Origin of the sequence: Prochlorococcus marinus XMU1411, assembly GCF_017696075.1 — a bacterium.
Lineage (GTDB): Bacteria > Cyanobacteriota > Cyanobacteriia > PCC-6307 > Cyanobiaceae > Prochlorococcus_A > Prochlorococcus_A marinus_V.
Map to the genome: position 1 here is coordinate 1 of NZ_JAAORI010000004.1, position 13,208 is coordinate 13,208.

Here is a 13,208-nt window from a genome sequence, read left to right on the forward strand (position 1 = left end):
TTCAATTAAAGAGATAGTACCAAAATACCTTTTACCTCTAAGAGGAGTTATTGACTCTACAGATATACCTCTAAATGTTGTAGAAGTAGCATTACCAGCATCAATTGAAATATCTAATGAATCTTCACCAGTGAAACTAGTGTTTAGATCAATTTGGAAACCATAGATAACACTGGTAGCTTCCTGACCATCAGTTGTAGATATAGTTAAACCTTGGCCATCAATAGCACCGATTGCCATATCAGCAGAGAATGATGCAGTTGTTGTTTCAGAGAAACTTCCAGCTTCAATGTTGTTTAATCTCGCTTCTAAGCCATCTACACGGCTGTTAGTTATAGCAAGCTGTTCTGCTGGAGTGAAATCACTAATAGTAATTTCATTTGCTGTAGCAGACATTGGGGCTAGTAAGCCTAATGTTGCAGGAGCTACAAGCAAGCTTTTGAAAAGCTTCATAAATTTCCTCACACGAAATTTAAAGTACACCTTAAAATAGTGTAATTTCGCAATAAAAATCAAGTGTTATAGGCTACTTTTTTTAAAATAATGTGCCAGTTTAATATCTGAACGTTTTAATTTTTGTATTTTAACAAACAAATTTTAGTTTTTTTGTTTTTTAGAAATCGTAAAAGGAACCTCTTTTGTTTTATACTTTTTTCTTTTACTATTTCCTAAAGAATCTACGTACCAACCAGAAGCCAATCTAGTATCTATTTCTTCATAACTCGCGCTACAACTGAGTTTATTTAGTGATTTCTTTTTATAATCCATCTATAAATTAAAACTTTTCCTAAAATATAGCATTCATGAAAGTTTTTCTACAAATATTCACATATTATGTACAAAAACTAATTTAAAACAAGAGAAACCGTTTAAAAATAAAATTTTTCTAAATTCTTTAGAAAAAAGAAAAATATATATAAATTTGTCTCAACTTAAAATTTTTTAAGTTAGATTTCCCGAAATATAAACCTGAGGAGCACAAGGTCAAATGACTCAACTTAAACTTATCGTCAATTCTCTTCCTAGAGATTTAACTGAATTTACTTTTTTTCTAATTATTGGATTTACTGCAGGATCAATGGGCCTTATTTAATTTCAAAAATACACTTTAATTTTTTTTATCAATTAATCCACAATATTACTATTTTAATTTTTTCGAGAAAACTACTCACAATTTGATTTTTTTTTAAATTCTATCCAAATAATTTGCTCGAAATTATTCATACCTTGAAATTTAAAATTTGGAAAAATTTGCAAAATTAAATTTAAAGAATTAAGAAAGAAATTTATTGAAAAAGAACTTGTTTATGGATAAATAAATTTTTTTATAAAATTTTTAGCAATTTACTCTTTTATAGATGTCTCCTATGAACTAAGATCTTATAAGCGGGGCGTGGCGCAGCTTGGTAGCGCGGGTGCTTTGGGAGCACTAGGTCGCAGGTTCGAATCCTGTCGCCCCGACTCAATCAAATCCAAGTCATACTAGCGAGTTTCCCAGACTCGCTTTTTTTTGGAAATTTTTGTCCACGCCTTAAGTGGACAGATAGTGGACAACTTCAATTCTGCTTAACGATAATTTTCTTGCTTTTTTCTTATATCTTCGTAAATATGCGTGTATAGGCTCTAATTTTCTCTAAATAGCTCTATTACTGGCTTATTTAGGCTTATTTTCCTCTAAAAAACATTCGCATAGGGGTTGACGATTATGCAAATTCCAGAAGAAATGTTGAAAGAAATTAGAGAAAGTGGATACGATCAAGAGCTTGTATTTACGCAAATAAGAAAGCTATTAGACAGCGATAAACCAATTAACGAAAACGAGTACAATCTAGAGCTTATAGACAATTACTTATTAGACAAAGATCCACAAGAACTATCTAAAAATACTGCTGAGATAGTGATGGCAGCAGAGCTTATAGACAATTACTTATTAGATAAAAGATTTATGAGAGAGCTTGAAGATGAAGAATATGATGCTGCATAAAAATAACTATTAAATATAGATGTTTTCTTCCAGCCATTGACAGTCGATCTAAATTGGGGAGCAGTTAGCTCCTTTTTTAATAGCAAAGTACGCTATCCGCTTTAATTGATTCTTCAACTAGGACATCGGGCATTACAAACTCTGCTGAATAACCATCTAGAAGCTTCTCATCGTAACCCCTAGATTTAGCAGACATACCTGAAACATATATGGTAACTTTTGATTTCTTCAAATTTTGAAGATGTTCGTATAAATCTCCAGTACCTTGACCAACTATTTCACCAGCTTTTTTGCAATCTAATATTTGTACTCCGTCCCCTGCTAGAAAAAGAGTTACTTTATGATCGTTTTTTTCTGCAGTAAGGGCAACCAATAAACCTAAAGTTACTTTATTTTTGGATTCTAAACCGCTGTAAATATGAACTAACACTGTATTGTCGGTAATGATAGACATTTTATACTCCCTAAATTTTTTTTATCTTAAATAAAATCTATTATCATTAGCTGTTTTTTTGTGAAACGATTACTACTTGCATAAAAAAAAGCTAGGGCTGCACATGATTCTGAAAAAGTGGACAAATAGTGGACAAATGTTGCTTAAATTCTCAGGACAAACTACACAGAACTAAGCAAAAAAATAGTCATAGCTTGAAAGCCTAGTGCTGCACTAGAGCTGTTAAGTGCTTTGGGAGCACTAGGTCGCAGGTTCGAATCCTGTCGCCCCGATCAGTTATAGCAGTAAGTCTCAGCTAATAATATATTTACCCTAAAAAGTAGAGTGCCCAAAAAGTGCCCAAAAGTTATTTCCCCAGAATAATTAGCATAACTTTAGAAGGAAGTTTGGTATTTGGTTCTGCCCGACTTATGGCGTAACTTTCTAGGGGTTTTCTGTCGCCACTTTTTTTATGCAAGTAGTAAGCATTTTATTTAATACCTATTCTTTGGCAAAAAGCTGCTGGTTGTTCTTGCGATTCAAGTGGTGGATATAAATTCAACTCTTTTTCTAATTCCAATTTTAATTTTTTGATATTTCTATTTAATTTATTAATGGCCTTTTCTAGATTTTTTTCTTCTCCTGAATCTTTGCTTATTAGGGCATAAGACTGCTCTTGAGATAATACGTAATCCCTACATAAGTTATACAAATAAGCTTTTCTTGATATTGGAATTAATTGAACAGCAATTATAGAAGTGCTTAAAGCAATCACAAATAAAAGAGCTTTTTGTATTGAACTATTCAAAATCAGTACTTAAAGTATTTAAGAATCCTAAAATTACTGAATTTTTTATCATATAAAAGATCAGATGAATAATAAATAATATCGTTTTTTATGGCTTTGACACCATAACCCAATATTTGCCTAGTTTCCCTTTCTTCTGTGCAATATCTCTTAAATTTAATTTGTTCAATAGATTCTAAATTTCTTTTTGCTAATCGTTTTTTTTCATTGTCCATGAAAAAAGTAGAGTCTTTAATTTTTTCATATTGTTTTTTTAACTTTGAATACTTTTTATTTTTATTAGAAGAATCAATAGAGGAGTAACTAATTAGATCATTCTTCCATTTATTACAAGCTTCCAAAGCTTCAGCTTTTGAATTGTATTTACCAAACCAATTTGCTTCCACAGCAGCAGGTAAAGCGAAAGCTGCTAGTAGTGGGAGTAGTAAGCGTTTCATTTTAAGTACCCTTTATATCTACAAGTTCCGATCAATCCAGATCCACTTCCATATCTTCCACCCCTCATTCTCCACTTTGCTGTCGCTTGTTCTTCTGTATATCTTCCATCATAAAGTCTTTGGCAAATATCATCTTTTGTAGGGAAAAACCACCAAATCCCTGCAAATCCTATGATGATTCCAAAAAGAATTTTCATAGAGCTTTTTTAATAGCGTATATTGCTGCTATTGGTAATGGCATTCGCAATAAATGAAAAACTATTGTGTTTATACCTAAGGTTGTTGAAAGACCCTTTTTAGCTAACTCCTCATTCAGGCTGTCTTTAACCCCATCACTACCAGTAAAAGTTACGTAAGCCCAAAAAGCTAGTAAAGCAATAACCCACCACGAAAAGAAACGTAAATTAAAGAAAATTATTCCAACATAAATGTAATTAGAAAAAGGTAGGAAAAAAGGTATTCCTAAAATAAAACCAATAATAAGTAGTAAAGGTCTCAAAAAAAAAGGAGCTAATTGCCCCTTATTTTAGATCGACTGTCAATAAAAAACTAAATAGACTATGTGCCCAAAAAGTGCCCAAAATCCAAGACATTAGTCCGAACTAGTCCATACTTGTTTCTCTAAACGGACTGTTATAGCTGTAAGTCTCAGTAATAGCCTTGTTGGTGCAAGTGCTTTGGGAGCACTAGGTCGCAGGTTCGAATCCTGTCGCCCCGATCAGTTATAGCAGTAAGTCTCAGCTAATACCTAATTCACGCAAATTATTGCTTCACGCAAAACTCACGCAAAAGTAATATGAGAGCGACTAAATTCTCTAATTTCTTATTTACAAAAGCAATCGCAGTTCTACCAGTCTTTTAATTTATATTTTCTTTTAAATTCTTCATCACCATATCTATCCTTAAACTCATATCCATAAAGTCTGCATAATTCATCCCTTGTATCTGCGCCACTTTCACCATGACCATAATAATCTTGCCCAATACCAAACTCTTCGACTTTGTTTAAATCAATAATATTATGTTTGCTCCTAACTTCCTCCATACCAGCGGTGTAATACCAAAGATAAAACTTAGGTTTTTCATAACCAGCTAGCTCTAATATTGGAACTAAAGTTCTTGCGTAAGCATCCCTTTTTTCTCTACTAATTGCGTTTAATCTTCTATGTTCTTTTCGTATAGATTTATAGGGTTCATCAACTACAGACCAATCCCAAAGTTTTTCTCCTCTAGCTTCAAATTTTTTTTGTTCTTCCTTAGCGGCAGGAAGCCAAACATTCATAGAATAATAAATACTTTTATTAGATGCTCTGAAGCTAACATCATAAGCAGTCTGACTTTTTAAACATAAAATTTTTGGATCTCTTACTAACTCAGCAATTACTTGTGAATCAAATAGAAATAGAATAGTTAACAGAAGTAAGCGTTTCATTTATAAATCGTTCATCTTTTAAGTTATCTTACCCAACCATCTTTAGTACATTTTCCATATCCATGATCCCAAGAGCTGTATCGAGAATATGTAGCTATAGGGTTAGCTTTGTTTACTGCCTGTATATGCTCTTCTGAACAGTAATATCTTTCTGTCCCATATCTATTAACTTTGATGATATCTTTATTTATTATTTCTGCTTTTACGTTGGTCTTTATCCAACAACCATTGGATCTAATATCACATCCGTCAGCAGATGCACTATCGGCTGAATTAGTGAACCAATAAAAATATCCTTCTGAATCAATTATTCCTGACCAAGAACTTGGCGGTCTTTCAGTCGTATAAATCGTATATTTTTCTGCTAATACAGGACTAGAAAATAATATTATTGCAAATAGTAAGTTTTTCATTAGTTCCACCCATAGCAACGTTTAATCCTTGTTTCAAAGCTACCTGAGTAACAAACGTCTTTTGCTTTTTTTATATAAAATTCTCTTTCTTTTTTAGTAAGTTCTCTTGAACTGCAATGAGTGCCCGCAGTACTTGGAAAGTACGAATATCGCTTATCAATTTTTTCAGGCCATAGAAAACTTTTTGGAAATTTATATTTTTCATCACCATCATCTTCAAATAACATCGCTCTTCCATTTTTAAAAAAAATTGCATGTCTTGGTTCTTCATCATCACATCGAATTTCTACACCATTTTGATAGAAGGGATGATAATAAATACCTGCATTAGCTGAAGGAATTAAGCCTAAAAACAATGGTGCAAGTAATAAACGTTTCATTCGTATCCTAAGTGATTACAAAATCTGTAAGCGTTGGCTTCGGCAACTTGTTTAAGTGTTATTTTGCTTTCTCCATCATCACCATAAGCGGGATTTACAGTAAATTCTTCAGTTAAGTTTCTTATACATTTATTTTTATACTTTGCTTCTTGTATAACTGGACTTAAGTACCAAGCAAACAAAATTAAAAAACCACCAAAAGTAACTACTCTTCTATGATTTCTCCACCATTCATAAGTATTTAAATTAAAAACTTTTTTCCAATCTTTTTTTGGCATAAGAAAGGAGCTAATTGACCCTTATTTTAGATCTATTGTCAAATAAATCTCACGCAAAACTCACGCAAATCAGGACTAAATAGTCCGAATTAGGCTACACTTTTTTCTCTAAAAGCCCTGATATCAAAATAAGTCTCAGTTATAGCCTTGTTTCTGCGGGTGCTTTGGGAGCACTAGGTCGCAGGTTCGAATCCTGTCGCCCCGATTGACTTCTCACGATTCTTAAATAGTCCTTGGGCGATCCCTGGGCGATCATTTGCTATACCTTGCATAGCTTTGCATACTGCATCGCCCGCTAAAACAACTAAATAAGCAATATTAAACAGACCATTGCTCCAATACTAAAAATTAAGATCTACCCTTGCGAGTTAATAGTCTTTCAAAATAATCATTTTTTCATTTTAAATAGGTTTTTATTTATTAAATTTAAAACCCGAACCACAAGAACTTTTTGTCGCGCCTTTTGGAGTACTAATCAAGAATCCTCCTCCGGATAAATCCTGATAATGATCAAGTGATAGTTCATCTAGTAAACTTTTTTGAGATTCTGGAGCGTAGACAGTTAAGCCATCAGTTCTTGCAATCGGAATTCCTGATTTTTCCCAGGTATTAACTCTCAGAAACATCCATCCATCATCAAGAATATCAGGTTGCAAATATAGGAATATTTCTCCAGGTGTACCACGATAAATTGATTGCCTGAGCAATTCATTTGAAGCAGCCTTGGTAATAGTTAAAGAACTCAATTTTTAAATACACTTAGTACATAGATTAATTATTTTTTAATTCAATAACAAGCATTCCATAATGTTCTCACTTTATTAGCTGCGTAATTTCTCTGATTTTTTTTATTTCCTCTCATAAGAAATATCTAAAAACACAAACAAAAATGATTTTCATTTTCATTTTGGTGTAAATTTTATACATCAGGTAGTTTTTTATGAGTCAAACTTGGATAATATCAGGGCCTCCAGGATGCGGTAAGACAAGTTGGATACTAAATACTTTTAAGAATCACTCTGGAAATTGTGGTTATGTACGTCTTGGCGGATATTCAGAAATTAATTTAGAGCAAGCAATAAATTCAAAAATTGATTTTGCTTTTTTGAAAGATCAAATTCCTAATTTATTAGATTTGTCAAGTTCAAAATTGCCCTTAGAGGTAGAGAAAGAGAATATTTTGATTATTATTGAATTTCCTCAATTTTTCATACCTAAATTTCAGGGTATTAGTGGTATTGATTTGAGAGTTATAAAAGAGCTTGAAATAAATAATCTTCAACCAAATAAATATTTGCATTTTGGCAGAGATCTAGAATTACCAATAAAGGATACTTTAGATTTTAAAGCAATTGAATCATGTAGTATTGACCTCAAAAAAAATATTTGGGATCCTGCAAGTTTAAATACTTTTTGGTTCGAATTAGTGAACGGTGCTTATGGAGACGTATATAGAGCAAAAGCATTAATGAACTTACCAGATGGTCGTTATATCTTGTTTAACTGGATATTGACTCAGAAAGGTTCTCAATATCAAACCTTAAATCAAGTTGCTCCTCTTAATGGAAGACCAGAAAGACACTCTGAAATTGTCATACAGGGGAAAAACTTAAACTTCCAATTAATAAAATCAACTATCAATAATTGCCTTCTTAGTGATGCTGTTCTAGAGCATCATCAAGCCACACTTAGAAATTCACAATTACAAACTTCTCGAAATTAATTAAAAATGAATCAAGCTGTTATTTCATGTTTACATGCAAATCTACCTGCAGTAGAAGCCGTATTAAAAGATATTGAATTACAAGGGATTACGAATATTACCTGCCTTGGAGATTTAGTAGGTTATGGTCCTCAACCTAATGAGGTTATTGAGTTAATCAAAGAGAAAAAAATTGCCACTTGTCAGGGTTGTTGGGACGAAGATGTAGTTGATGGATTAGATGCCTGCGATTGTAGTTACCCTTCTCAGATCGCTGAAAGGAGAGGTCATTTCGCTCATCAATGGACTACGGAAAAATTAACAAAAGAAAATAAGGATTTTTTAGCTAATTTACCCTACTCAATTCGTAAAGATAAATGTCTTTTTGTTCATGGTAGACCTAATAGTCAACATGAATATCTGCTGCCCGATATGGATGCATTCGCAGCTCTTGAGAGAGTTGAAAATGCCAAAGCCGAGATTCTATTTTGTGGACATACTCATCAACCTTATATACGTGAACTAGCAAATGGTTCAATTGCCGTAAAGGTCAAAAACAGTGGTTCGAAAGATATTCAAAAGAAAGAAATGAATTTGCCGATGCGAAGAATAGTAAATGCAGGTTCAGTGGGAGAGCCACGGCATGGAGGAACTAAAGCTACTTATGTGGTTTATAACGACATCACTAATGACGTAAAAATTAGAGAAGTTGAATATGATATCGAACTTACCTGCAAAGCAATAATAAATGCTGGTCTTCCTCCGATTTTTGCATGGCGTTTAAAAAACGGATTTGAATTTGCCGAACGAGCTGAAGATGCTTCTCATGTTTGTGAAAGATGATAGAACGCTGGGCACTTATAAGTGGGTTAAAAGGGGATCTAGATACTTATGAACTTATTCAAAAAGATTTAAAAAAAACTCCTGGGAACATAACCCTCTTTGTTTTGGGGGATATGATAGGCCCTGAAAAAAACTGTAATAAACTTCTACACAGATTAATTAATCCAAAAAGTAATGATTTACAACCATGGTGCATATATGGTTGGTGGGAAGAACAAATCCTCTTAGAAAGTGGTTACCGTGGCAATCAAAGAGCTGAGGCTTTGAGAATAAATAAAGGTGAAGAAGTGGTCAAATCTCTAATAAATGCTGTTGATAAATCATTTCTTGATTGGATAGCAGCACTTCAATTTGGATTTGTTGAACTTGATTGTGGTTTAATTCACGGGAGCTCAAAAGATGTTGGCGACGATTTAACATTAGATACCCCGCCATTAACACTCCTGGATAGACTTACACGTCTTCAAGTAAACAGATTATTTACTGCGAGAAGTACACAACAATTTCATTTGGAATTAACAGAGGGGATTCTTAATTCGGAAGTACACGATTTAACCGGAAATCATAAGAAGGAGCAGAAGGTTCCTCAAAAAGCTGTCATTGGTGTTGGAGCAGGCAAAAATTATACTCTCTATGATGTAGGGACTGATAATACTCAATTCGTAAGGGCTGGATATCAATCAGTAAAGAAAAAAAATGGATTTGGATTACATTTTTAAACACTAGGTCGCAAGCGGGCGATCCTCGGGCGATCAAATGCTTAACTTTGCAACACTTTGCTGCATATAAGACAATTCTTGAGACTCATTTTGATAACAAATATTTCAAACTAAAGTCATAGCCTCACTTCGTTCTCATGGGTGCTGTCGCATTTTGCTGATCGAGTGCTTTGGGAGCACTAGGTCGCAGGTTCGAATCCGGGAAGCTTTTTCTTGTCTCCATGATCTCTTAATTATTAGCTTCAACTATAAAAATAAATAACTAACTGTTACGGATCTGTATCAAGATTGCCTTAAAAGTACCGAAATACACATATTTTAAACCTTTTTCTTTACATTAGTTAATAAGAATGTTACGTTTGTTAACAATTAAATTCTTTAACTAATGACTAATTCTTCATACATCACTACGGAATCAGGCGGAAGGCAAAATATTTTTCCAACTGAGCCTCGTCCTTATGTTGATCAATCTGTTTCTTATGATGGATATCCTCAAAACGCAGAAAAAGTTAATGGACGATGGGCAATGATTGGTTTGGTTGCACTTTTGGGAGCTTATGTAACTACAGGTCAAATAATTCCTGGTATTTTTTAATGTCGCCTCTTTCAGGCTTTCTAGCTGTAATCGTATTCTTAACAGCTATCCTCGTTGCTTATCTAACCAAGCAATTTCAAAACGAAAATTTAAACTATCTAACTTCAAATCCAATGACAAATTCAAACCCTAAAGTAAAAACAATCGAAAAAGAAAAAGTTGTTGCAGAAACTCTTAATGGCAGATTCGCAATGCTTGGATTAATTGCTGCTGTTGGAGCTTACTTAACAACAGGTCAAATAATTCCTGGTTTCGTTTAAATGCTTTTACTCTCTGTACCATTCTACGATTTTCCATCTTCGCCCATACTCATAATTGGCGCGATAGGGATTGTTGTAGCACTAGCTGTATTTTTTCTCGCTTACAAAAAGTACTTCAATTCTCCATTTAACAAAGAACTTCAGTTAAAGAAAAAAGCTCTATTGAAGGAGAAAACAGAACTAAACAAAAAACTTGAAAAAATAGAGCAAGATTTAAAAAATTTATAGTAAAAACCAATGAACATTGACATTTTCTTAATCTCTTTCTTTACTTATCTCTTAGTACCAGTAGTAATGATCGCTAAGGGGAAAAAAGCAACTAACTAAGAAAGATTTAGACTCCCAAAAATAAGAATTTAAACTCTATTCAATACTTACAAGGTATTAATAATTTACGCATTAAAAAAGAGGGTTTTATCCCTCTATAATAAATTGACTGTCAATCGATATATATATGTAAAGAATTTAAGTTTTTAAATATTTCCAAAGATGTTAAATACTAAGCTGCATTGATTTAAACTAATTTTGAAACACATTATTTCTCTTATTCCTTTTCTTTCGATATCAATTCTTATATTCGGATGTTCAAATAAACCAGTAGAAAAAGAAATGAAAATGCCAATGTTATTTAATACGAAAGAAGAGGCAGAAAAAGAGGCCTATAAATTTGAATGTGAAGGCGCTCATCAAATGGGTGATAAATGGATGCCATGCAGAATGCACAAACATGACCATTAAAAAAAATAGGGTTTTATTTCTCTATGTTAGATCGACTGTCAATCAATTAGTAATTAATTAATTTTCTATTTTCATCTCTTTTATTTATTCTTAACCCAATAAACAGCATCCATATAACTGCAAAGACAATTGGTAAGAAAACGATAGCAAGTTTCATCATTTTTTAAAAGTGTTATTTGCTGAAAATAATAACCTTTAAATAAAAAATTAAGGATAGGTACTTTATCTAAAAAAATGTAGCTAATTGCTCGATAGTTTAGATCGACTGTCAATCAAAGAAATTATGTCATATTTATGTCATAGGAGGGTTTATTTGTCAGGAGAAATAACGCACTAATGAGCAAGATATTAGAAATAGCTCGAGAACGTAATGCTGGCTTGTGGGCGTCGAGTGCTTTGGGAGCACTAGGTCGCAGGTTCGAATCCTGTCGCCCCGACCATTTAAAAACCAAGTCATACTAGCGAGTCTCCCAACTCGCTTTTTTATTTCTCAGAAGTCTCAATAATTTAAATAGCGATTAAATAGCGATTATTTGTATAGCCTTGTATAACTTTGTCCAGTTAATCGCTAACCATCACTAGGTTTATTAAACCTCTAAATAAATAAAATAATCAATAAAGTACCAATACTGAAAATTAAACTCCAACCCTGAGAATTAATTTTCAATTTAAAAATTATTTATATGTAATGAGTAAAAAACCTAAATAGGTTAAAAACCATTTATTCACAAGACCTTTTGCTTGATGATGACTGAATTAAATTACCCATCCAATTTTTAATATCTGATAATACTTCCAAATCTAATTTGTAGTAAACCCATCTACCTTCTTGTCTATCAGAGATAAGACCTGAATCCTTAAGGATTTTTATATGATAGGAAATTTTAGATTGAGATAATCCAGTTACTTTAACTATGTCGCAAACACATATCTCTCCACCCATCATTAATTCAAGAATATTTATTCTAATCGGATCTGAGAGGGACTCCATTATCCCAATAAATTGATCACTATCAATCTTTTTAAGTTGTTCTAACAAAATCAAAAGATCATTAACTTTTTAAATACTAACCTAAAAAATTTAATTACACATATCAAGAATTATTGATATATCAATTATTTTTGATATATATTATATTAGATTTGATATTTCTATGAAAATTGGAATTAACGGATTTGGAAGAATTGGCAGGTTAGTTTTAAGAATTTTATGGGAAAGAAAAGATATTGAAATAACTCATATAAATGAAATTAATGGGGATTCTTTAACTGCATCTCATTTACTAGAGTTTGATTCTGTTCATGGTAAATGGAATAAAAAAATAGCTTCGAATGACAACGAAATAATAATTGAAGATAAAAAAATTTCCTTTACATCAATAAAGAACTATCTTGATGTTCCATGGAATAAATCTTCGGTTGATCTTGTTTTAGAATGTACAGGTAAAAACAAAGCTCCTAAAGAATTAAATCCATACTTTGATTCTCTTGGAATAAAAAAAGTAATAGTTGCTTGTCCTGTGAAAGGAATTGTGGGAGGGGAACAAGCACTTAATATTGTTTATGGAATTAATCAAGCCCTTTATAAACCTGAAAAACATAAATTAATTACAGCAGCATCCTGTACTACAAATTGCTTGGCTCCCATCGTAAAAGTTGTTAATGAAAATTTCTCAATTAAACATGGGGTTATAACAACTATTCATGACGTTACAAATACACAATCTCCAGTAGATTTTTACAAAAGTGACTTAAGAAGAGCAAGAGGATGCATGCAAAGCTTAATACCTACTACAACTGGATCAGCTAATGCGATTGCTGAAATTTTCCCTGAATTAGAAGGAAAACTAAATGGTCATGCAGTAAGGGTTCCACTTCTAAACGCCTCATTAACCGATATAGTTTTTGAATTAAATAAGGAAGTAACTGAAGAGCAAGTAAATAATGAATTTAAAAAAGCATCTGAAACATACTTAAAAGGTATTCTTGGATACGAGGAGAGACCCTTAGTATCCGCTGATTACTTAAATGACTGTAGAAGTTCAATAATTGATGGGCTTTCAACGATGGTTGTAAATTCTAATTTATTAAAGATTTATGCCTGGTATGACAATGAATGGGGTTATAGTTGCAGGCTTGCAGATCTTACTTCTTATGTAATTGAGAAAGAAAATAAATTTTAGTTT

General features: G+C 32.5%; 21 protein-coding genes, 1 tRNA gene and 1 pseudogene. 10 read left to right on the forward strand and 13 right to left on the reverse strand.

The window, feature by feature from the left end:
* Positions 1-78: 78 nt before the first annotated feature.
* Together HA145_RS06000 and HA145_RS06005 are read right to left on the reverse strand one after the other, a co-directional pair.
* A pseudogene (locus HA145_RS06000) lies at positions 79-453 on the reverse strand (porin); the annotation flags it as partial.
* Positions 454-597: 144 nt separating this feature from the next.
* Positions 598-768 carry a hypothetical protein gene (locus HA145_RS06005; RefSeq protein WP_209128321.1) on the reverse strand — a complete coding sequence of 57 codons (171 nt, stop codon included), beginning with the start codon at positions 766-768 and terminating at the stop codon, positions 598-600.
* A gap of 619 nt (positions 769-1,387) precedes the next feature.
* Between HA145_RS06005 and HA145_RS06010 the strand changes: the two genes are divergently transcribed.
* Positions 1,388-1,461 (forward strand) — tRNA-Pro (locus HA145_RS06010).
* A gap of 235 nt (positions 1,462-1,696) precedes the next feature.
* Positions 1,697-1,984 carry a hypothetical protein gene (locus HA145_RS06015; RefSeq protein ID WP_209128322.1) on the forward strand — a complete coding sequence of 96 codons (288 nt, stop codon included), beginning with the start codon at positions 1,697-1,699 and terminating at the stop codon, positions 1,982-1,984.
* Between the two features lie 76 nt (positions 1,985-2,060).
* Here the strand turns inward: HA145_RS06015 and HA145_RS06020 are convergent, their stop codons facing one another.
* The 10 genes from HA145_RS06020 to HA145_RS06065 all read right to left on the reverse strand — a co-directional run bounded on the left by HA145_RS06020 (position 2,061) and on the right by HA145_RS06065 (position 6,911).
* A complete protein-coding gene (locus HA145_RS06020) occupies positions 2,061-2,438 on the reverse strand; it encodes a DsrE family protein (protein ID WP_209128323.1) in 378 nt (125 codons plus the stop codon).
* Between the two features lie 469 nt (positions 2,439-2,907).
* Positions 2,908-3,225: a hypothetical protein gene (locus tag HA145_RS06025; RefSeq protein WP_209128324.1), complete on the reverse strand. Its 318-nt coding sequence runs from the start codon at positions 3,223-3,225 to the stop codon at positions 2,908-2,910.
* A gap of 2 nt (positions 3,226-3,227) precedes the next feature.
* Positions 3,228-3,662, reverse strand: a complete 435-nt coding sequence (locus HA145_RS06030) for a hypothetical protein (protein WP_209128325.1) — start codon at positions 3,660-3,662, stop codon at positions 3,228-3,230.
* The gene (locus tag HA145_RS06035) at positions 3,659-3,859 is read right to left on the reverse strand and encodes a hypothetical protein (RefSeq protein WP_209128326.1); all 201 of its coding nucleotides are present in this window, start codon (positions 3,857-3,859) and stop codon (positions 3,659-3,661) included. Before HA145_RS06035 ends, HA145_RS06030 begins: the two co-directional genes overlap by 4 nt.
* Positions 3,856-4,161 carry a hypothetical protein gene (locus HA145_RS06040; RefSeq protein WP_209128327.1) on the reverse strand — a complete coding sequence of 102 codons (306 nt, stop codon included), beginning with the start codon at positions 4,159-4,161 and terminating at the stop codon, positions 3,856-3,858. Before HA145_RS06040 ends, HA145_RS06035 begins: the two co-directional genes overlap by 4 nt.
* 348 nt (positions 4,162-4,509) lie before the next feature.
* Entirely contained in the window at positions 4,510-5,094 is a 585-nt protein-coding gene (locus HA145_RS06045) for a hypothetical protein (RefSeq protein ID WP_209128328.1), read from the reverse strand.
* A gap of 23 nt (positions 5,095-5,117) precedes the next feature.
* Positions 5,118-5,507: a hypothetical protein gene (locus tag HA145_RS06050; RefSeq protein WP_209128329.1), complete on the reverse strand. Its 390-nt coding sequence runs from the start codon at positions 5,505-5,507 to the stop codon at positions 5,118-5,120.
* The gene (locus HA145_RS06055; protein WP_209128330.1) at positions 5,507-5,887 is read right to left on the reverse strand and encodes a hypothetical protein; all 381 of its coding nucleotides are present in this window, start codon (positions 5,885-5,887) and stop codon (positions 5,507-5,509) included. The genes HA145_RS06050 and HA145_RS06055 overlap by 1 nt, the downstream gene beginning before the upstream one ends.
* A complete protein-coding gene (locus HA145_RS06060) occupies positions 5,884-6,165 on the reverse strand; it encodes a hypothetical protein (RefSeq protein ID WP_209128331.1) in 282 nt (93 codons plus the stop codon). The genes HA145_RS06055 and HA145_RS06060 overlap by 4 nt, the downstream gene beginning before the upstream one ends.
* A gap of 413 nt (positions 6,166-6,578) precedes the next feature.
* The gene (locus HA145_RS06065) at positions 6,579-6,911 is read right to left on the reverse strand and encodes an AIR synthase (protein ID WP_209128332.1); all 333 of its coding nucleotides are present in this window, start codon (positions 6,909-6,911) and stop codon (positions 6,579-6,581) included.
* 194 nt (positions 6,912-7,105) lie between these two features.
* Between HA145_RS06065 and HA145_RS06070 the strand changes: the two genes are divergently transcribed.
* From HA145_RS06070 to HA145_RS06100, 7 genes are all read left to right on the forward strand, one after another.
* Positions 7,106-7,888 (forward strand): GTP-binding protein, encoded by a 783-nt coding sequence (locus tag HA145_RS06070; protein ID WP_209117969.1) that lies wholly within the window; start codon positions 7,106-7,108, stop codon positions 7,886-7,888.
* Positions 7,889-7,894: 6 nt separating this feature from the next.
* Positions 7,895-8,710, forward strand: a complete 816-nt coding sequence (locus tag HA145_RS06075; protein WP_209128333.1) for a metallophosphoesterase family protein — start codon at positions 7,895-7,897, stop codon at positions 8,708-8,710.
* Positions 8,707-9,429: a phosphoesterase gene (locus HA145_RS06080; RefSeq protein WP_209117971.1), complete on the forward strand. Its 723-nt coding sequence runs from the start codon at positions 8,707-8,709 to the stop codon at positions 9,427-9,429. Before HA145_RS06075 ends, HA145_RS06080 begins: the two co-directional genes overlap by 4 nt.
* A 385-nt stretch (positions 9,430-9,814) precedes the next feature.
* Entirely contained in the window at positions 9,815-10,024 is a 210-nt protein-coding gene (locus HA145_RS06085; protein WP_025948082.1) for a high light inducible protein, read from the forward strand.
* The gene (locus tag HA145_RS06090) at positions 10,024-10,284 is read left to right on the forward strand and encodes a chlorophyll a/b-binding protein (RefSeq protein ID WP_209128334.1); all 261 of its coding nucleotides are present in this window, start codon (positions 10,024-10,026) and stop codon (positions 10,282-10,284) included. Before HA145_RS06085 ends, HA145_RS06090 begins: the two co-directional genes overlap by 1 nt.
* Positions 10,285-10,512: a M protein gene (locus HA145_RS06095; RefSeq protein WP_209116504.1), complete on the forward strand. Its 228-nt coding sequence runs from the start codon at positions 10,285-10,287 to the stop codon at positions 10,510-10,512.
* Between the two features lie 297 nt (positions 10,513-10,809).
* Positions 10,810-11,022 carry a DUF3721 domain-containing protein gene (locus HA145_RS06100; RefSeq protein ID WP_245151818.1) on the forward strand — a complete coding sequence of 71 codons (213 nt, stop codon included), beginning with the start codon at positions 10,810-10,812 and terminating at the stop codon, positions 11,020-11,022.
* 721 nt (positions 11,023-11,743) lie between these two features.
* On the opposite strand, the gene HA145_RS06105 is transcribed toward HA145_RS06100, so the two are convergent.
* Complete coding sequence (locus tag HA145_RS06105) at positions 11,744-12,061, reverse strand: ArsR/SmtB family transcription factor (RefSeq protein ID WP_042850619.1); 318 nt, start codon at positions 12,059-12,061, stop codon at positions 11,744-11,746.
* A gap of 115 nt (positions 12,062-12,176) precedes the next feature.
* Here HA145_RS06105 and HA145_RS06110 point away from each other — a divergent pair, with 115 nt between their 5' ends.
* Positions 12,177-13,205 carry an ArsJ-associated glyceraldehyde-3-phosphate dehydrogenase gene (locus HA145_RS06110; RefSeq protein ID WP_042850620.1) on the forward strand — a complete coding sequence of 343 codons (1,029 nt, stop codon included), beginning with the start codon at positions 12,177-12,179 and terminating at the stop codon, positions 13,203-13,205.
* Positions 13,206-13,208 lie beyond the last annotated feature (3 nt).

Coding starts and splice junctions, on each gene's coding strand:
- HA145_RS06005 (WP_209128321.1), bottom strand. CDS start 768: ATGGATTATAAAAAGAAATCACTAAATAAACTCAGTTGTAGCGCGAGT.
- HA145_RS06020 (WP_209128323.1), bottom strand. CDS start 2,438: ATGTCTATCATTACCGACAATACAGTGTTAGTTCATATTTACAGCGGT.
- HA145_RS06030 (WP_209128325.1), bottom strand. CDS start 3,662: ATGAAACGCTTACTACTCCCACTACTAGCAGCTTTCGCTTTACCTGCT.
- HA145_RS06035 (WP_209128326.1), bottom strand. CDS start 3,859: ATGAAAATTCTTTTTGGAATCATCATAGGATTTGCAGGGATTTGGTGG.
- HA145_RS06045 (WP_209128328.1), bottom strand. CDS start 5,094: ATGAAACGCTTACTTCTGTTAACTATTCTATTTCTATTTGATTCACAA.
- HA145_RS06050 (WP_209128329.1), bottom strand. CDS start 5,507: ATGAAAAACTTACTATTTGCAATAATATTATTTTCTAGTCCTGTATTA.
- HA145_RS06055 (WP_209128330.1), bottom strand. CDS start 5,887: ATGAAACGTTTATTACTTGCACCATTGTTTTTAGGCTTAATTCCTTCA.
- HA145_RS06060 (WP_209128331.1), bottom strand. CDS start 6,165: ATGCCAAAAAAAGATTGGAAAAAAGTTTTTAATTTAAATACTTATGAA.
- HA145_RS06070 (WP_209117969.1), top strand. CDS start 7,106: ATGAGTCAAACTTGGATAATATCAGGGCCTCCAGGATGCGGTAAGACA.
- HA145_RS06075 (WP_209128333.1), top strand. CDS start 7,895: ATGAATCAAGCTGTTATTTCATGTTTACATGCAAATCTACCTGCAGTA.
- HA145_RS06080 (WP_209117971.1), top strand. CDS start 8,707: ATGATAGAACGCTGGGCACTTATAAGTGGGTTAAAAGGGGATCTAGAT.
- HA145_RS06085 (WP_025948082.1), top strand. CDS start 9,815: ATGACTAATTCTTCATACATCACTACGGAATCAGGCGGAAGGCAAAAT.
- HA145_RS06090 (WP_209128334.1), top strand. CDS start 10,024: ATGTCGCCTCTTTCAGGCTTTCTAGCTGTAATCGTATTCTTAACAGCT.
- HA145_RS06095 (WP_209116504.1), top strand. CDS start 10,285: ATGCTTTTACTCTCTGTACCATTCTACGATTTTCCATCTTCGCCCATA.
- HA145_RS06110 (WP_042850620.1), top strand. CDS start 12,177: ATGAAAATTGGAATTAACGGATTTGGAAGAATTGGCAGGTTAGTTTTA.